Below are 15,000 nucleotides of genomic sequence, written 5' to 3'. Positions count from 1 at the left end.
TAATGATTCCTAATAAAAATATAAGAATAATCTGATAAGTGAATGGATGGCCGTTGCCGCCCAGCAACACCCCTGTCTCGGAACTTCAGCGTGGCGACCAGCCTGGCCGAGCGCGCCCCGCCCGGGATGTGGCGCGCGCCGCGCGCTGTTCAGGCTGGCGATGTAACGCTGGTTGGCGAGGTTGTAGACGTTCAGCTGCAGGCTCAGGTTCGCGCTGAGCTCCCAGCCCATGAAGGCGTGCAGCGCAAGGGTCTTGGTGTGGCCTTCGTTGATCTGGCCGGCATAGCGGATGTCCTGGCCCGTGATCGCATCGCTGACGCCGGGATCGTAGAGATTGGCGGGCGCCAGGGCGCCAGGGCGCCTGCGCCCGTACTCGGAACCCGAGGCGCCCTTGACGATCTCGATGTCCTCGATGTTGAAGGTGTCGCGCATCGGGCTGCCCAGGTTGCGCACGCGGTCGATGAAGATGCTGCCCGTGGTGCCGCAGCTGCGCAGTGCTTGCGGCCGGTGATGTGATTGGCGTGGTTTGCGCCTATCGCGGATCTGTTTCGTTCAGGCGTTGTGAACCCATTCGCCCTCGCGCTGCGCCGCGCCCGCTTGCACCAGCGCATCCACCAGCGTGCGGCCCCAGTGCTCGGCGGTCTCGTGGCTGAAATAGCCTGCATGCAGCATGCCGAAGTAGGGCGTGGCGTCCAGCCAGGCCAGCAGTTCAGTGGTGCGCACGCGCTGCCAGTCCAGCAGCCGGTACTTGAGCAGCACCTTGGCCGCGTAGAGGGCATGGCGCTCGGGGGCGCGCACAAAGCCGTCCAGGCGGCGGCGCGCCGTGTCCAGCGCCGCGGCCACGCCCGTGAAAACGCCGCCGTGGCCGGGGACGATGGTGAGCGGTGCCAGGGCCTCGATCACATCCAGCGTGGCGGCCACTTCCTCGAAGGCCTGCAGGCCCTCGATTTCGGGAAACACCACGCCGAAGCCGTTTTCCCAGAGCGCATCGGCCGAGATCAGTGTGCGGCTGGCAGGCTCGAACAGGATGATGGAGTGCGGGTCATGCCCCGGCGCGGCATGGATCTGCCAGTCGCGCCCGGCCAGCCGCACGCTGGCGCCGGGCTGCAGTACGCCGGTCAGCGCAAATGGCGGGCATTCCTGGCCGGTGGGGGTGTAGCTCAGCGCCTCGGGATTCCAGTGGCGCACGAATTCGGCCTGGCCCGGCGCGACATAGGTCCGGGCCTGCGGCCAGCGCGCCTGCAGTGCGGCATTGCCGCCGCAGTGGTCGCTGTGCAGATGGGTGTTGAGGATGCGCGCCAGCGGCTGGCCAGCCAGCGTCTGCTCGATCAGCAGCACGGTCTGATCGGCATGGCTGACGTAGCCGGTATCGACCACGGCCGCGCCGTCGTCCTGCGGATCGGCAGGGTCGGCCGCGAAGACGATGTTGTTGGCCGACAGCCAGCCGCGCTCCAGCACGGTCATGCCGCAGGGCAGCGCAGCGGTGGCGCTTGTGGGGGCGAAGGAGGTCATGGGGGGAGAAGCCTTTCCCAAGGCTAACAGCCGCAGGCAGCCACGGCTGACGCGTGGGCTACAGCTGCGGCCGTGCGGGTTTCAGGCGGGATCGCGCAGGGCGCGCCTGAGGATCTTGCCTACGTTGGTCTTGGGCAGTTCGTCGCGGAACTCCACCTGCCGCGGGCGCTTGTAGCCGGTGAGCTGGTCATGGCAAAAGCGCATGACCTGGTCCTCGGTCAGTGCCGGGTCGCTGCGCACCACGTAGACCTTGATGGCCTCGCCCTGGCGCTCGTCGGCCACGCCCACGGCTGCGCATTCGAGCACGCCGGGGCACATGGAGATCACGTTCTCCAGCTCGTTCGGATAGACGTTGAAGCCGCTGACCACCATCATGTCCTTCTTGCGGTCAATGATGCGGGTGAAGCCTTCCTGGTCCATCACGCCGATGTCGCCGGTGCGCATGTAGCCGTCGGCCGTGAAGGCCTTGGCGGTTTCGTCGGGCTGGTTGTAGTAGCCGCGCATGACGTTGGGGCCCTTGATGCACAGCTCGCCGGCCTCTCCCATGGGCAGGTCGCGGCCTTCGTCGTCCTTGATGGCGATGGAGATGCCCGGCAGCGGCAGGCCGATGGTGCCGCTGAAGGAGGTGGCGGTGACGGGGTTGTTGGTGCCGATGGCGCAGGTCTCGCTCATGCCCCAGCCCTCGATCATCACGCTGCCCGTGACCTGCTGCCACTGGCGCGCCGTGCCCTCGCTGGCGGCCATGCCCCCGGCCTGCGACACGCGCAGCTGCGAGAAGTCCAGCTCGCGGAACTGGGCGTTGTTGAGCAGGGCGTTGAACAGGGTGTTGACGGCCGGCAGGATGTGGAAGGGCCGTTTCTGCAGCACCTTGACGAACTTGGGGATGTCGCGCGGATTGGGGATCAGGCTCAGGCTGGCCCCCATGCGCATGGCGAACAGGCTCACCGTGAGGGCGAAGATGTGGTACAGCGGCAGCGCCGCGATGATGTGCGTGTCCTGCGCGCTGACGCGCCCGTGCAGGGCCGGCGTGAACCAGGCATGCGCCTGCAGCGTGGCGGCCACGATGCAGCGGTGGGTGAGCACGGCACCCTTGGACAGCCCGGTGGTGCCGCCCGTGTATTGCAGGAAGGCCACCGAATCCAGTCTCGCCTGGCTGGGGCGCAGCTCTTTCTGGGCGCCGCGCGCCAGCGCCTGGGAAAAGGTCGTGACCTCGCGCACCGTGCCGCCCTCACCGTCCAGCGGCAGGCTGTAGGCCGGCACCATCTTGGCCAGGTGGCGCACGGCGAAGGTGATCCAGCTGCCATACATGCCGCCCAGCAGATCGCCCATGGCGGTGACGCAGACATGGCGGATGGCGCTGCGCTCGATCACGTCGGCCAGGGTGTGGGCGAAGTTCTCCAGGATGATGATGGCCGTGGCGCCCGAGTCCTTGAGCTGGTGCTCCAGCTCGCGCGGCGTGTACAGCGGATTGACGTTGACGCAGGTGTAGCCGGCGCGCAGCACGGCCGCCATGCTCACGGCGAACTGCGGCACATTGGGCAGCATGATGGCCACCCGCGCATCGGGCTCCAGCCCCAGTCCCTGCAGCCAGGCGCCCAGGCGTGTGGACAGCTGGTCCAGCTCGCGGTAGCTCATCCAGCGGTCCATGCACACCGAGAAGGGCAGGTCCGCATGCTGGGTGAAGGCCTCCTCCAGCAGATGTGTGAGCGAGCGGTATTGCTCGGGATGCACCTCGTGGGGCACATCGGCGGGATAGTTCTTGAGCCAGGGCGCAGCGTCCATGCAGGGTACCTTGGGTTGCTGGTGAGACAGGGGAACGGCAAAGGGGCAGGCGCCGGTCGGCCGGCCACCGCTGCGGCTGATTCTGGTCAGGCGGGTGCTTTGCGGTCTACGCGGGGTTGTCCTAGGCAGGGGCCGCCGTCCCCCACGAAAGTGCGGCCGCTCTGTGCTACGTTGGCTTTTTTTTCAGGGAGGGCGGGCTGCCGTGAACGCACGCATTCTGCAAATGGTGGCGCTGGGCACGCTGGCCGGCGCCATGGCCTGGCTGGCATGGTGGTGGCCGGAATCGCGCGGGCTGGCGCTGGCAGGAGCGCTGCCGGGCCTGTGCTGGCCGGGCCTGCATCTGGGCCTGCAGATGGTGTTGATGCGCCGCGTGGTGCGCAAGGCCGGCGCACCCGTGCCCGCATGGCGCACGGTGGCGGCAGCCTGGCTCGCCGAGTGGGCATTGGCCGTGCAGGTGTTTGGCTGGCGCCTGCCCTTCCGGGTCCATGCCGAGGCCGACGGCTTGCCAGGTGACCCGGCCGCAGGACAAAACGCAAGCCCGGTCACAGGCCAGGTCGGCATGGTGCTGGTCCACGGTTTCTTCTGCAATCGCGCGGTCTGGGCGCCATGGCTGCGGCGGCTCAAGGAACGCGGCATTGCCTGCGCGGCCATGACGCTGGAGCCGGCGCACGGCGCATCCATCGACGCCATGGTGGCCGACCTCGATGCCTGCGCACGCCGCATGGCCCAGGCCACGGGGCGGGCGCCGCTGATCGTGGCGCACAGCATGGGCGGGCTGGTGGTGCGTGCCTGGCTGGGCCGGTTGTCCGCGCAGGAGCGCCGGCAACTGGCTGCCCATGTGGTGACCCTGGCCACGCCGCACCGCGGCACCTGGATGGCGCGCTTCGCCCATGGCCTGCCGACGCTTCAGATGCGCGAGGACAGTCCCTGGCTGCAGCGCCTGGGGCCGCCGCCGCCCGAGGTGGCCTTCAGCTGCTGGTGGAGCTGTTGCGACAACATCGTCTTTCCCTTCCCCGTGGCCACGCTGCCAGGGCAGCACGCGCACCGCCTGGACGACGTGGCCCATGTGCAGCTGGTGTTCGACGAGCGCGTCTGGCGCTTTTGCCTGGAGCTGCGCGAGCGGCTTCAGGACGCGGAAGTCTGCAGGGCCACTTCACCGGGCAGCAGCGCATCGGCCGCGATGGTCGGCTGATCGCGCAGCTGGCGGTACAGCGGCTCGAAATCGGCGGCCGTGAGGTCGAACAGCTGCTGCAGGTCGTCGATCACGAAGTAGGTGTGCTGGTAGGTGTCGATCTTGTAGAGCGTGCGCATGGCGCGCTCCAGCGACAGCGGCAGGCGCTGCGGCTCGGGGCTGCGCACCGAGTAGTTGAGCTCACCCGAAGAACTCAGAATGCCCGCGCCGTAGGCGCGCAGGCCGCCCTGCTCGCGGATCAGCCCGAACTCGATGGTGTACCAGTACAGGCGCGACAGCATCTCGCAGGCGCCCAGCTCGGCGGCCTTGAGCCCGCCCTGGCCATAGGCCTGGATGTAGTCGGCGATGACGGGGTTGAACAGCAGCGGCACATGGCCGAAGAGGTCATGGAAGACATCGGGCTCGACGATGTACTCGAACTCCTCGGGCTTGCGGATCCAGTCCGTGACCGGGAATTTGCGGTTGGCCAGCAGCGAGAAGAAGGGCACCTCGGGAATCAGGCCCGGCACGCCGACGATCTCCCAGCCCGTGGCGCGGCGCAGGCGCTCGTTGACTTCCTCGAAGCGCGGAATGCGGTCCTTGGCGCCCAGCGAGGGCAGGGCGTCGATGAAGTGCTGGCTGGCCAGTCCCGGCAGCAGGGCGGACTGGCGTTCGTACAGGCGCCGGTAGGTGTCGTGGTCGGCCTCGGTGTAGGCGTCGTAGTCCTGCGCGCAGGTGTAGTCGTCGCTGGCGCGGCTGTAGTCGCCGCGCGGGGGGCGGTCGGCCTGGCCGTAGACCACGGGTGCCACACCGGGGGCGTGGGCAGGGGCGTGGGACGAGGTGGGGGTCGCTGCGGTGCTCATCATGGTGCTCTCCAGGGATCTTGTCATTGCTGCCCCGGGCCGGGGGCAGGCAAGGCACCTGCGCGGCTCAGAGCTGGCGGATTCGGGCGGCCTGCACCAGCAGGCCGTATTTGCTGTGCTCGGAGCGCACAAAGCGCGCGAACTCCTGCAGCTGAAGGTCTTCGGGCAGCACGCCCATGGCGGTCAGCGTTTCCTGCACCGGACTGCTGCGCATGGCCTTCGAGAACACGGCGGCATGGCGCTGGGCCAGGTCGGCGGGCCAGCCGGCAGGCGCGAACAGGCCGAACCAGTTGGCGAGGTTGAAGCCCGGTACCGTGTCGTTGAGGCTGGGCACCTCGGGCAGCAGCGGCACGCGTTCCAGCGTGGTCACGGCCAGGGCCTGCAGCCGGCCTGCACGGATGTGCGGCAGCGAGGACGCCAGGCTGTCGAACAGCAGATCGGCCGATCCGTCGAGCAGGGCCGACAGCGCCGGCTGCGTTCCGCCAAACGGCAGATGCAGCAGCGGCAGCCGCGTGAGCATCTGGTACATCTCGCCCGACAGGTGCCCGCTGCTGCCCGGCCCGCCCGAGGCATAGCGCAGCGGCTGGCGGTGCTTGGCAAGAAAGCGCTGCAGGTCCAGCGCCGTGCGTATGCGCCACTGGCGCGCCAGATCGCTGCGCATCACCAGCACATTGGGCATGCGCGCCACCAGCACCAGCGGCTGGAAGTCGCGCAGCGGGTCGTAGCCCAGCTGGGGCTGCAGCCAGGGCAGCACGGCGTGCGTGGCGGCCGCGCCCATCAGCAGCAAGCGGTCCTGGGCCGTGGCCTGGGCCACCATGTTCGAGCCCTTGGCGCCGCCTTCGCCCGGCACGTAAAGAATGTGGATGGCCCCCAGCTTCGCGGAGCTGGCCTCGACCAGAGGACGCGCCGTGCGGTCCAGGGGGCCGCCGGCTGCATAGGGAACGATCAGGGTCAGGGCGTCGGATTTCGCGTCGCGCGCCGGGGCTGTCAAGGCTGTCGAGGCTGTCGGGGGCGGCTGGGGCTGTGCCGAAGCCGGCAGCCAGGGCAGGGCGGCCAGGGCCGCCAGCAGGCTGCGCCGCGCCATCCGGGCCGACGGCTGCGGGCCGGCTGCCGCAGGTGCACGTACTGGCGCAGATGCACGGGCATGGCGTGGCATGGCGCGGGTGGCGTCGTGGCGGGGCGTCATGGCGTGAAGCGAAATGGAGGCGATCCCCGCAGTATAGGCAGCGCCGACTGCCGCTGAGGCCGCACGCGCCCATGTCCTGCGCGCGCCGGGCCGTCTGTGCGCGGGCGGGGAACTGGGCCAGGTTCAGCGGGGCTTTCATGGGGGTCTCCGGCCTTTTTGTGCAGGACAGTGTTTCGGGCGCCCCAGGCATGGCCTGCGGGCTTGCGATCAGTGCTGTCACTGTAGGCGGGAGGGGCTTCAGCTTTTTGCCGTTTGCCCTTGGTGGGAAAATGCGGAATGCATGAAAATTGCGGAATTCTTTTGTTTATCGCAATTTAACTGGTTAATTCGGGTTAACCCTGAAGAAATCCGTACTTATTTACGAGTCCACCGCCATGAGCGCCACGCACACCATCGACAAACTGGATCGGGCCATTTTGCGCCGCCTGCAGGCCAACGGCCGGGAAACCTATGACGTCATCGGGGAGCAGGTCGGCCTGTCTCCCAGTGCCGTGCTGCGCCGGGTCAAGCGCCTGGAAGACAGCGGCGTGATCGACCGCTATGTGGCCCTGGTCCAGCCGGAGACCGTGGGCCTGGGGCTGACCGCCTATCTCAACGTGCGCCTGGAGAAGTACACCGAGACCAGCAAGCGCAACCCCATGGACGTGTTCCGCGCCAGCGTGCAGACTTGGCCCGAAGTGGTGGAGTGCGTGTCGCTGACCGGGGAGATGGACTATCTGATGCGTGTGGTCGTGGCCGACATGCAGCACTACACGCGCTTCGTCATGGACACCTTGCTCAAGCATCCCAGCGTGCAGGATTGCAAGACCAGCTTCGTGATGGACCGCGTCAAGGTGACCACGGCCGTGCCTTTGTAGCCTTCGGGCTCGACAGGCGCCAGGCCGTTGGGTGTTGCAGGGAGGGGAAATTGGTTTGCATGCCAAAACCTTACGGTTTTGTTGCATTGCAATATCTTCGTTGCTCGACCTCGGGTTTTTACCTATATTTGAGCCATGAATGCATCCAAAGACTGGTTGAAGGCGTCCTGGCAGGCCGGCCGGGACATGTTGCGTGCGAGCGCAGGCCAGCCGCACCGTCCCGATGGGCGCTCCGCGTCCATGGTGCCCATTCGTTCGCTGGGCCCGTCCCACCGCGAACGCGTGGTGGCGCATTTGCTCAAGCTCGATGAAGGCGACCGCTACCTGCGCTTCGGCTATGCGGCCAGCGACGAGCAGGTTCGCCGCTATGCGATGCAGCTTGATTTCGAGCGCGACGACATCTTCGGCATCTACAACCGCCGGCTCGAGCTGATCGCCATGGCGCATCTGGCCTTTGCCTCGCATCCCGAGCACAAGAGCTGCGCCGAATTCGGCGTTTCCGTGCTCAAGCAGGCACGCGGCCGCGGCTACGGCGGGCGCCTGTTCAACCGCGCGGTGATCCATGCACGCACCAAGGGCGTGTCCATGATGTTCATCCACGCGCTGTCGGAGAACACGGCCATGCTCAAGATTGCGCGCAAGGCCGGCGCCACCATCAAGCGCGATGGCTCCGAGTCCGAGGCCTACCTGCAGCTGCCGCCCGCCGGCATCGACACGCACATGGCGTCGCTGATGACCGAGCACATCGGCGAGGTGGACTACCAGCTCAAGAAGCAGGCCAAGCAGTTCTGGGATTTCCTGGCCGACGTGCAGGAAATCCGCCGTGGCGTGCAGGATGGCCGCCACCAGGCCGGCGAATAGGCGCAAAACGCCGCAAAGGGAATTGGCGCAGCGCATGCAGGGGTGACGGAGCAATCCGCTATCCTTGCGGCTTGTTTCACTACCGCACGTCCTGCACTCCAAGACAGTGTCCGACCCCCATCCTGCGCGCTCTTCCGAGAAGGAAAGCAAGCGAAGCTTCCTGCAAAAGGTGGCCGAGTTCATCCACCCGGCCCCTGATTCTCCTGACGAGCTGATCGAGACCCTGGCCGACGCCGAGGACAACCAGGTCATCGGCCCCGAGTCTCGCGTCATGCTCGAACGCGTGATACGCATGGCCGACATGACGGCCGGCGACGTCATGGTCGCAGCCCCTCGCATGGACCTGGTCAACATCGACGCTCCGTTCGATGAACTGCTGCACCAGGTCATCACCACTGCACATTCGCGTTTCCCGGTCTACCAGGGCGAGCGCGAGAACATCATCGGCATCCTTCTGGCCAAGGACCTGCTCAAGCTGCAGCGTTCACCGGACCTGAACATCCGCGCCCTGCTGCGCCCCGCCGCCTTCGTGCCGGAGAGCAAGGGCCTGAATGATCTGCTGCGCGAGTTCCGGGGCAACCGCAACCATCTGGCCGTGGTCATCGACGAGTTCGGCCGCGTGGCAGGCCTGGTGACCATCGAGGATGTGCTGGAGGAAATCGTCGGCGAGATCGAGGACGAGTTCGACATCCCCGAGGACGAGGGCGACATCTTCGCCCTGGCCGACAATAGCTACCGCGTGGCGGGCGACACCACCATCGAGCATGTGAACGAAGCCTTCGAGGTCGCCCTGCATGCCCGCGATCCCGAAGATGAGTTCGACACCATCGGAGGCCTGATCGCCCACGAAATGGGCCATGTGCCCAAGCGCGGCGAGCAGATCCATCTGGCCGGCCTGGAATTCACCGTGCTGCACACCAAGGGCGGCGCCGTGCGCTGGTTCAAGGTGGTGCGCGATCCCGCAGCCGACAGTCTGCTGCGCAGCTGAGGCTGCCCCTTTCTATCCCCACCGACATCTCTCCCGTACCTGGCCGATGCCCCTGTCCAGTTCTTCCGCTTTTTCGCAAGACGGCCGGCGCATGGGCCGGCTCGCCGTGGGCGTGCTGCTGCTGCTTGCGGGTGCAGCCCAGGCCCTGTCGCTGGCCTGGCCCTGGGCGCGCGGCCAGGGCGACGGGCCGCTGAGCCTGGTCGGCGGCTATGGCCGCCCGCTGTGGTGGCTGCAGATTCTGTCGCTGGCCGTGCTGGCACGCGCCCTGCAGACGGCACAGCGCCCGGCCCAGGCGGCGGGGCGGGCCATGCTCTATGCCACCGCCTGGCTGGTGGCCACCTTCTGGTGGCTGTTCATCTCCATGCATGTCTATGGCGGCCTGCCTGCGCCGCTGGCCGTTGCCGCCGTGCTGGCGCTTGCGGCCTTCCTGGGCAGCTACTACGCGGTGGCCGCCTGGGGCTGGCACAAGCTGCGCCCCACCAGCACGGCGGGCGGCGCCTTGCTGTTCGCCGCCGTCTGGCTGCTGGCCGAATTGGCGCGTGGCTGGCTGTGGACCGGCTTTCCCTGGGGCGCGGGGGGCTATGCCCACGTCGAAGGGCCCCTGTCGGTGCTGCCGCGCTGGATCGGCGTCTACGGCACGGGGGCGGTGGCGTCCTGGCTGGCATATTGGCTGGCCGCCTTGGCGGCCGGTTCGCGGGGCGGACAAGCCCTTCGGCCTGCACGGTGCGCGGCCACTGTGGCGGCCCTGGTTCTGGCCTGGGGCGGGCTGTGGTGGCTTCGCGATGCCGCCATCAATGCACCATCGGCCGAACGGCCGGCGCTGAGCGTGGCCATGCTGCAGGGCAATATCCCGCAGGATGAGAAGTTCGAGGCCGGCAGCGGCATTCCGCTGGCCCTGGGCTGGTACGGGCGGGAGCTGCGCGTGGCCACGGCGCAGCTGGTGGTCGCACCCGAGACGGCCGTGCCCCTGCTGCCCCAGCAGTTGCCCGAGGAATACCTGGACCTGCTGCGCGAACCATATCTGAAGAAGGATGGCCGGCAGGCGGCGCTGCTGGGCATTCCGCTGGGCTCGGAAGAGGCCGGCTACACGAACTCGGTCGTGGGCTGGCAGCCTGGCCAGATCCAGGACTACCAATACGACAAGCACCATCTGGTGCCCTTCGGGGAGTTCATCCCGCCGCTGTTTCGCTGGTTCACGCAGATGATGAACATACCGCTGGGCGACTTCAACCGCGGCGCGCTGGGCCAGCCTTCCATGGCCTGGGCTGGCGAGCGGCTGTCACCCAACATCTGCTACGAGGATTTGTTTGGCGAAGAGCTGGGTGCACATTTCGGCAATGCAGCGACGGCGCCCACGGTGCTGGTGAATTTCAGCAACATCGGCTGGTTTGGCGACAGCGTGGCGATCGACCAGCATCTGGCCATCAGCCGCATGCGGGCGCTGGAGTTCGAGCGCCCCATGCTGCGCGCCACCAATACCGGTGCCACGGTGGCCATCGACCACCGGGGCGTGGTGACGCACGCGCTGGGGCCTTACGAGCGCGCGGTGCTTGAGGCCAGTGTGCAGGGCCGCGAGGCCTTGACACCGTTTGCGCGCTGGGTGAATGCAGCAGGCCTGGTCCCGCTGTGCGCCGCTGCTGCGGCGGTGCTGCTGGTGGCCTGGATCGGCCGCCGCAGGGCCTCTGTTCAGGGGCTGTAGCCAAGTCCCGCGACCTGGGTCGGCGTGGCTTTTGTGGCAGAGTTTTGATGCGGCCTCGGGGTTTTGTTGCAGTCTGGCAACGTTCAGCCCCGATAATGCGCGGCTGCATGGTCCGCTGCGGGCCGCACCCATTCAGAGATAGAGGTGGCGTCAGTGCCGCCGTGGAGCAAGTTAGACAATGGCCGATTCTTTTTCGTATGAGCAACTGATCGCTTCGGGCGAAGGCAAGCTGTTTTCCGCAGACAGCGGGCGTCTGCCACTGCCTCCCATGCTGATGTTCGACCGCATCACGCACATCGACACGGATGGTGGCGCCCACGGCCTGGGCAAGATCGTCGCCGAACTCGACATCAAGCCTGATCTCTGGTTCTTCGACTGCCATTTCCGGGGCGACCCCGTCATGCCCGGCTGCCTGGGTCTGGACGCCATGTGGCAACTGATCGGCTTTTACCTGACCTGGCTGCGCCTTCCCGGCCGGGGCCGTGCGCTGGGCGCCGGCGAAGTCAAGTTCACGGGCGAAGTGGGTCCTGACGTCAAGCTCGTGACCTACGAAATCGACATCAAGCGCGTGATCAAGCGCAAGCTCAACATGGCCATCGGCGATGCACGCCTGCTGGCCGACGGCAAGGAAATCTACGTCGCCAATGACCTGCGCGTGGGCCTGTTCCTGCGCGAGGGTGAAGGCCAGGGAACGGCAGCATGACCAAACGTCGCGTAGTCATCACCGGCGCGGGCATTGTCTCGTGCATCGGCAACGACCTCGATACCGTGGAGACCTCGCTGCGCGAGGGGCGCACGGGCATCAAGGCCATGCCGAAGTTCACCGAACTGGGCATGCGCAGCCAGGTGGCCGGTGTGCCGGAGATCGACGTCGAGGCACGTATCGATCGCAAGCAGCTGCGATTCATGGGCGATGCCGCTGCCTATGCGCAGATCGCGCTGGAAGATGCCATCGCCCAGGCCGGCCTGGCTCCCGAGCAGGTCAGCCATCCGCGTACCGGCCTGATCATGGGCTCGGGCGGCGGGTCGCCGGCCAACCAGATCGAGGCGGCCGACACGCTGCGCGAAAAGGGCATTCGCCGCGTCGGGCCCTACCAGGTCACGCGCTGCATGAGCTCCACGGTGTCCGCCTGCCTGGCGACCAACTTCAAGGTCAAGGGCATCAACTACTCCATCACCTCGGCCTGCTCCACCTCGGCGCACTGCATCGGCGCAGCGGCGCAGCAGATCGCCTGGGGCATGCAGGACGTGATGTTTGCCGGCGGCGGCGAAGAGCTGTCCTGGGGCATGGCACTGCTGTTCGACGGCATGGGGGCCATGTCCAGCAAGTACAACGACCAGCCCGAAAAGGCTTCGCGCGCCTATGACGCCCACCGCGACGGTTTCGTGATCGCAGGTGGCGGCGGCGCGGTGGTGCTGGAAAGCCTGGAGCACGCCCAGGCCCGGGGTGCGAACATCCTGGCCGAAGTCGTGGGCTTTGGCGCCACCAGCGATGGCGAGGACATGGTCGCGCCCTCGGGCGACGGCGCCATCGCCTGCATGCAGCAGGCCCTTGAAGGCCTCGAAGGCGGCGTGGACTACATCAACACCCACGGCACCTCCACGCCCGTGGGCGACATGCAGGAAGTGCGCGCCATGCGCGCGCTGTTCGGCGACCAGGTGCCGCCGTTCTCCTCCACCAAGTCGCTGACCGGCCACTCGCTGGGCGCCACCGGCGTGCAGGAAGCCATCTACTGCATGATCATGATGAACAAGGGCTTCATCGCGGGTTCGGTCAACGTGGACACGCCCGATCCCGCGCTGAACGACATGCCCCTGGTCACGCGCACACGCGATGCCCAGTTGAACACCGTGCTGTCCAACAGCTTCGGCTTCGGTGGCACGAACGCCTCGCTGGTGCTGCGCCGCTGGCAGGGCCAGTGAATACGCCCTGGTGTGTAAAAGGCGTGTCCTGAAGGAAAAAGCCCGCCTCCTGCGGGCTTTTTCACTGGTGAACGCCGACAATGCCCAGGTCGCGCGGGAGGCAGCACTGCAGGCTGCCGCCTGAACCCCGAACCAAGAACAATGAAATTTTGCAAGGTTGAACCATGATTCTTGTCACAGGCGGCGCCGGCTTCATCGGCGCCAATTTCGTGCTGGACTGGCTGGCTGCCGGCGATGAGCCGGTGCTCAACGTGGACAAGCTCACCTACGCGGGCAACCTCAAGAGCCTGGAGAGCCTGCAGGGCGATGCGCGCCATGTCTTCGTGCAGGCCGACATCGGCGATGGCGAAGTCCTGGCCCGCCTGCTGGCCGAGCACCAGCCGCGCGCCGTGGTCAACTTCGCGGCCGAAAGCCATGTGGACCGTTCCATCCACGGCCCCGAGGACTTCATCCAGACCAATGTGGTCGGCACCTTCCGCCTGCTCGAGGCCGTGCGCGGCTACTGGAGCGCGCTGGATGCCGAGGCCAGGGCGGCCTTCCGCTTCCTGCATGTCTCCACCGACGAGGTCTATGGCAGCCTGGCGCCAGCGGCACCGGCCTTCACCGAAGACCATAACTACGAGCCCAACAGCCCGTACTCGGCCAGCAAGGCCGCCAGCGACCACCTGGTGCGCGCCTGGCATCACACCTACGGCCTGCCCGTGCTGACCACCAATTGCAGCAACAACTACGGCCCGCTGCATTTCCCCGAGAAGCTGATCCCCCTGATGATCGTCAACGCCCTGGCCGGCAAGCCTTTGCCCATCTATGGCGATGGCATGCAGGTGCGCGACTGGCTCTATGTGCGCGACCATTGCAGCGCCATCCGCCGCGTGCTGGAGGCCGGCAAGCTGGGCGAGACCTACAACGTGGGCGGCTGGAACGAAAAGCCCAACGTCGAGATCGTGAACACCGTCTGCGCGCTGCTCGACGAGCTGCGCCCCAAGGCCGATGGCACCAGCTACGCTGCCCAGATCACCTATGTGAAGGACCGCCCCGGTCACGACCGGCGCTATGCCATCGACGCGCGCAAGCTCGAGCGCGAACTGGGCTGGAAGCCCGCGGAGACCTTCGAGACCGGCATCCGCAAGACCGTGCAGTGGTACCTGGACAATCCCGAGTGGGTGGCCGATGTGCAGTCCGGCGCCTACCGCGAATGGGTCAGCCGCCAGTACACGGAGGGAGCCGGCGCATGAAGCTGCTGCTGCTGGGCCGCAATGGACAGGTGGGCTGGGAGCTGCAGCGCAGCCTGGCGCCGCTGGGCGAGTTGGTTGCGCTGGAGCGCCAGGGCGACGCCGGTGGCCAGGGCCTGTGCGGCGATCTCTCTCGCCTCGATGAACTCGCACGGACCGTGCGCGCTCTGCGTCCCGATGTCATCGTCAATGCCGCCGCCCACACGGCCGTGGACAAGGCCGAAAGCGAGCCGGAACAGGCGCGGCTGCTCAATGCGCTGGCTCCCCAGGTGCTGGCCCGCGAGGCGGCGCAGACCGGCGCGCTGCTGGTGCACTACAGCACGGACTACGTCTTCGACGGCAGCGGCAGCGCTGCGCGCACGGAGACCGAGGCCACGGCGCCGCTGTCCGTCTATGGCGGCAGCAAGCTCGAAGGCGAGCAGCTGATCCAGGCTTCGGGCTGCCGCCACCTGATCTTTCGCACCAGCTGGGTCTATGCGGCGCGCGGCGGCAACTTCGCCAAGACCATGCTGCGCCTGGCCCAGGAGCGCGAGGTGCTGAGCGTGATCGACGACCAATGGGGCGCGCCGACGGGGGCAGACCTGATCGCCGACGTGACGGCCCATGCCATCCGCCAGGTGCGGCGCCAGTCCGGCGGCGAAGGCCTGCACCATCTGGTGGCCAGTGGCGAGACCACCTGGCATGCCTACGCCAGCCATGTGATCGCCCGCGCCCGCGAACTCGCGCCCGACCGGCCCTGGAAGGTGCAGCGCATAGCTGCCGTGCCCACCAGCGCCTTTCCGACCCCGGCGCAGCGTCCGCACAATTCCCGCCTGAACACCGAGCGGCTGCAGCAGACCTTCGGCCTGCGCCTGCCGCACTGGCAGGCCGGCGTGGACCGCATGCTGCAGGAAATCATCTGAGCGCGGTCTCGCTACTCAGCACGA

14 protein-coding genes are annotated in these 15,000 nt (G+C 67.2%); 9 read left to right on the top strand and 5 right to left on the bottom strand.

Annotated features, from left to right (window positions below):
• Nucleotides 1-9: 9 nt before the first annotated feature.
• The 3 genes from HFGMBDPB_RS06390 to HFGMBDPB_RS06380 form a co-directional block, all read right to left on the bottom strand.
• Nucleotides 10-432, bottom strand: coding sequence for a hypothetical protein (locus HFGMBDPB_RS06390; RefSeq protein ID WP_212645084.1), 423 nt, complete (start codon nucleotides 430-432; stop codon nucleotides 10-12).
• 120 nt (nucleotides 433-552) lie between these two features.
• Nucleotides 553-1,512, bottom strand: a complete 960-nt coding sequence (locus HFGMBDPB_RS06385) for an MBL fold metallo-hydrolase (RefSeq protein WP_212645083.1) — start codon at nucleotides 1,510-1,512, stop codon at nucleotides 553-555.
• A gap of 81 nt (nucleotides 1,513-1,593) precedes the next feature.
• Complete coding sequence (locus HFGMBDPB_RS06380; protein ID WP_212645082.1) at nucleotides 1,594-3,294, bottom strand: AMP-binding protein; 1,701 nt, start codon at nucleotides 3,292-3,294, stop codon at nucleotides 1,594-1,596.
• 202 nt (nucleotides 3,295-3,496) lie between these two features.
• Between HFGMBDPB_RS06380 and HFGMBDPB_RS06375 the strand changes: the two genes are divergently transcribed.
• On the top strand, nucleotides 3,497-4,486 hold the full coding sequence (locus tag HFGMBDPB_RS06375) for an esterase/lipase family protein (RefSeq protein ID WP_212645081.1): 990 nt from the start codon (nucleotides 3,497-3,499) through the stop codon (nucleotides 4,484-4,486).
• Here HFGMBDPB_RS06375 and phhA read toward each other — a convergent pair.
• The gene (gene phhA / locus HFGMBDPB_RS06370; protein ID WP_016446498.1) at nucleotides 4,420-5,331 is read right to left on the bottom strand and encodes a phenylalanine 4-monooxygenase; all 912 of its coding nucleotides are present in this window, start codon (nucleotides 5,329-5,331) and stop codon (nucleotides 4,420-4,422) included. The two genes, HFGMBDPB_RS06375 and phhA, sit on opposite strands and share 67 nt — an antisense overlap.
• A gap of 64 nt (nucleotides 5,332-5,395) precedes the next feature.
• Nucleotides 5,396-6,514 (bottom strand): Bug family tripartite tricarboxylate transporter substrate binding protein, encoded by a 1,119-nt coding sequence (locus HFGMBDPB_RS06365; protein ID WP_223275136.1) that lies wholly within the window; start codon nucleotides 6,512-6,514, stop codon nucleotides 5,396-5,398.
• Nucleotides 6,515-6,888: 374 nt separating this feature from the next.
• Here HFGMBDPB_RS06365 and HFGMBDPB_RS06360 point away from each other — a divergent pair, with 374 nt between their 5' ends.
• From HFGMBDPB_RS06360 to rfbD, 8 genes are all read left to right on the top strand, one after another.
• A complete protein-coding gene (locus HFGMBDPB_RS06360; RefSeq protein WP_016446496.1) occupies nucleotides 6,889-7,371 on the top strand; it encodes an Lrp/AsnC family transcriptional regulator in 483 nt (160 codons plus the stop codon).
• A 135-nt stretch (nucleotides 7,372-7,506) separates the two neighbouring features.
• Nucleotides 7,507-8,232 carry a GNAT family N-acetyltransferase gene (locus tag HFGMBDPB_RS06355; RefSeq protein WP_016446495.1) on the top strand — a complete coding sequence of 242 codons (726 nt, stop codon included), beginning with the start codon at nucleotides 7,507-7,509 and terminating at the stop codon, nucleotides 8,230-8,232.
• Between the two features lie 106 nt (nucleotides 8,233-8,338).
• Nucleotides 8,339-9,220 (top strand): CorC family transporter, encoded by an 882-nt coding sequence (locus tag HFGMBDPB_RS06350; RefSeq protein ID WP_016446494.1) that lies wholly within the window; start codon nucleotides 8,339-8,341, stop codon nucleotides 9,218-9,220.
• Nucleotides 9,221-9,311: 91 nt separating this feature from the next.
• Nucleotides 9,312-10,919 (top strand): apolipoprotein N-acyltransferase, encoded by a 1,608-nt coding sequence (gene lnt / locus HFGMBDPB_RS06345; protein ID WP_502757457.1) that lies wholly within the window; start codon nucleotides 9,312-9,314, stop codon nucleotides 10,917-10,919.
• Nucleotides 10,920-11,097: 178 nt separating this feature from the next.
• A complete protein-coding gene (gene fabA / locus HFGMBDPB_RS06340) occupies nucleotides 11,098-11,622 on the top strand; it encodes a bifunctional 3-hydroxydecanoyl-ACP dehydratase/trans-2-decenoyl-ACP isomerase (RefSeq protein WP_016446492.1) in 525 nt (174 codons plus the stop codon).
• The gene (gene fabB, locus HFGMBDPB_RS06335) at nucleotides 11,619-12,842 is read left to right on the top strand and encodes a beta-ketoacyl-ACP synthase I (RefSeq protein WP_016446491.1); all 1,224 of its coding nucleotides are present in this window, start codon (nucleotides 11,619-11,621) and stop codon (nucleotides 12,840-12,842) included. The genes fabA and fabB overlap by 4 nt, the downstream gene beginning before the upstream one ends.
• A 164-nt stretch (nucleotides 12,843-13,006) precedes the next feature.
• The gene (gene rfbB / locus HFGMBDPB_RS06330) at nucleotides 13,007-14,077 is read left to right on the top strand and encodes a dTDP-glucose 4,6-dehydratase (protein ID WP_016446490.1); all 1,071 of its coding nucleotides are present in this window, start codon (nucleotides 13,007-13,009) and stop codon (nucleotides 14,075-14,077) included.
• Entirely contained in the window at nucleotides 14,074-14,976 is a 903-nt protein-coding gene (rfbD, locus tag HFGMBDPB_RS06325) for a dTDP-4-dehydrorhamnose reductase (protein WP_212645079.1), read from the top strand. Before rfbB ends, rfbD begins: the two co-directional genes overlap by 4 nt.
• Nucleotides 14,977-15,000: the final 24 nt, after the last annotated feature.

Source organism: Delftia sp. PE138 (assembly GCF_018320755.1).
GTDB lineage: Bacteria > Pseudomonadota > Gammaproteobacteria > Burkholderiales > Burkholderiaceae_C > Comamonas > Comamonas tsuruhatensis.
The sequence above is the reverse complement of the archived record's forward strand: the minus strand, read 5'-3'. Positions and strand labels throughout refer to the sequence as shown.

What these genes read in the sequence shown, in the direction of transcription:
- HFGMBDPB_RS06390 (WP_212645084.1), bottom strand. Translation starts at nt 432, where the DNA reads ATGCGCGACACCTTCAACATCGAGGACATCGAGATCGTCAAGGGCGCC.
- HFGMBDPB_RS06385 (WP_212645083.1), bottom strand. Translation starts at nt 1,512, where the DNA reads ATGACCTCCTTCGCCCCCACAAGCGCCACCGCTGCGCTGCCCTGCGGC.
- HFGMBDPB_RS06380 (WP_212645082.1), bottom strand. Translation starts at nt 3,294, where the DNA reads ATGGACGCTGCGCCCTGGCTCAAGAACTATCCCGCCGATGTGCCCCAC.
- phhA (WP_016446498.1), bottom strand. Translation starts at nt 5,331, where the DNA reads ATGATGAGCACCGCAGCGACCCCCACCTCGTCCCACGCCCCTGCCCAC.
- HFGMBDPB_RS06365 (WP_223275136.1), bottom strand. Translation starts at nt 6,514, where the DNA reads ATGACGCCCCGCCACGACGCCACCCGCGCCATGCCACGCCATGCCCGT.
- HFGMBDPB_RS06360 (WP_016446496.1), top strand. Translation starts at nt 6,889, where the DNA reads ATGAGCGCCACGCACACCATCGACAAACTGGATCGGGCCATTTTGCGC.
- HFGMBDPB_RS06355 (WP_016446495.1), top strand. Translation starts at nt 7,507, where the DNA reads ATGAATGCATCCAAAGACTGGTTGAAGGCGTCCTGGCAGGCCGGCCGG.
- lnt (WP_502757457.1), top strand. Translation starts at nt 9,312, where the DNA reads ATGGGCCGGCTCGCCGTGGGCGTGCTGCTGCTGCTTGCGGGTGCAGCC.
- fabA (WP_016446492.1), top strand. Translation starts at nt 11,098, where the DNA reads ATGGCCGATTCTTTTTCGTATGAGCAACTGATCGCTTCGGGCGAAGGC.
- fabB (WP_016446491.1), top strand. Translation starts at nt 11,619, where the DNA reads ATGACCAAACGTCGCGTAGTCATCACCGGCGCGGGCATTGTCTCGTGC.
- rfbB (WP_016446490.1), top strand. Translation starts at nt 13,007, where the DNA reads ATGATTCTTGTCACAGGCGGCGCCGGCTTCATCGGCGCCAATTTCGTG.
- rfbD (WP_212645079.1), top strand. Translation starts at nt 14,074, where the DNA reads ATGAAGCTGCTGCTGCTGGGCCGCAATGGACAGGTGGGCTGGGAGCTG.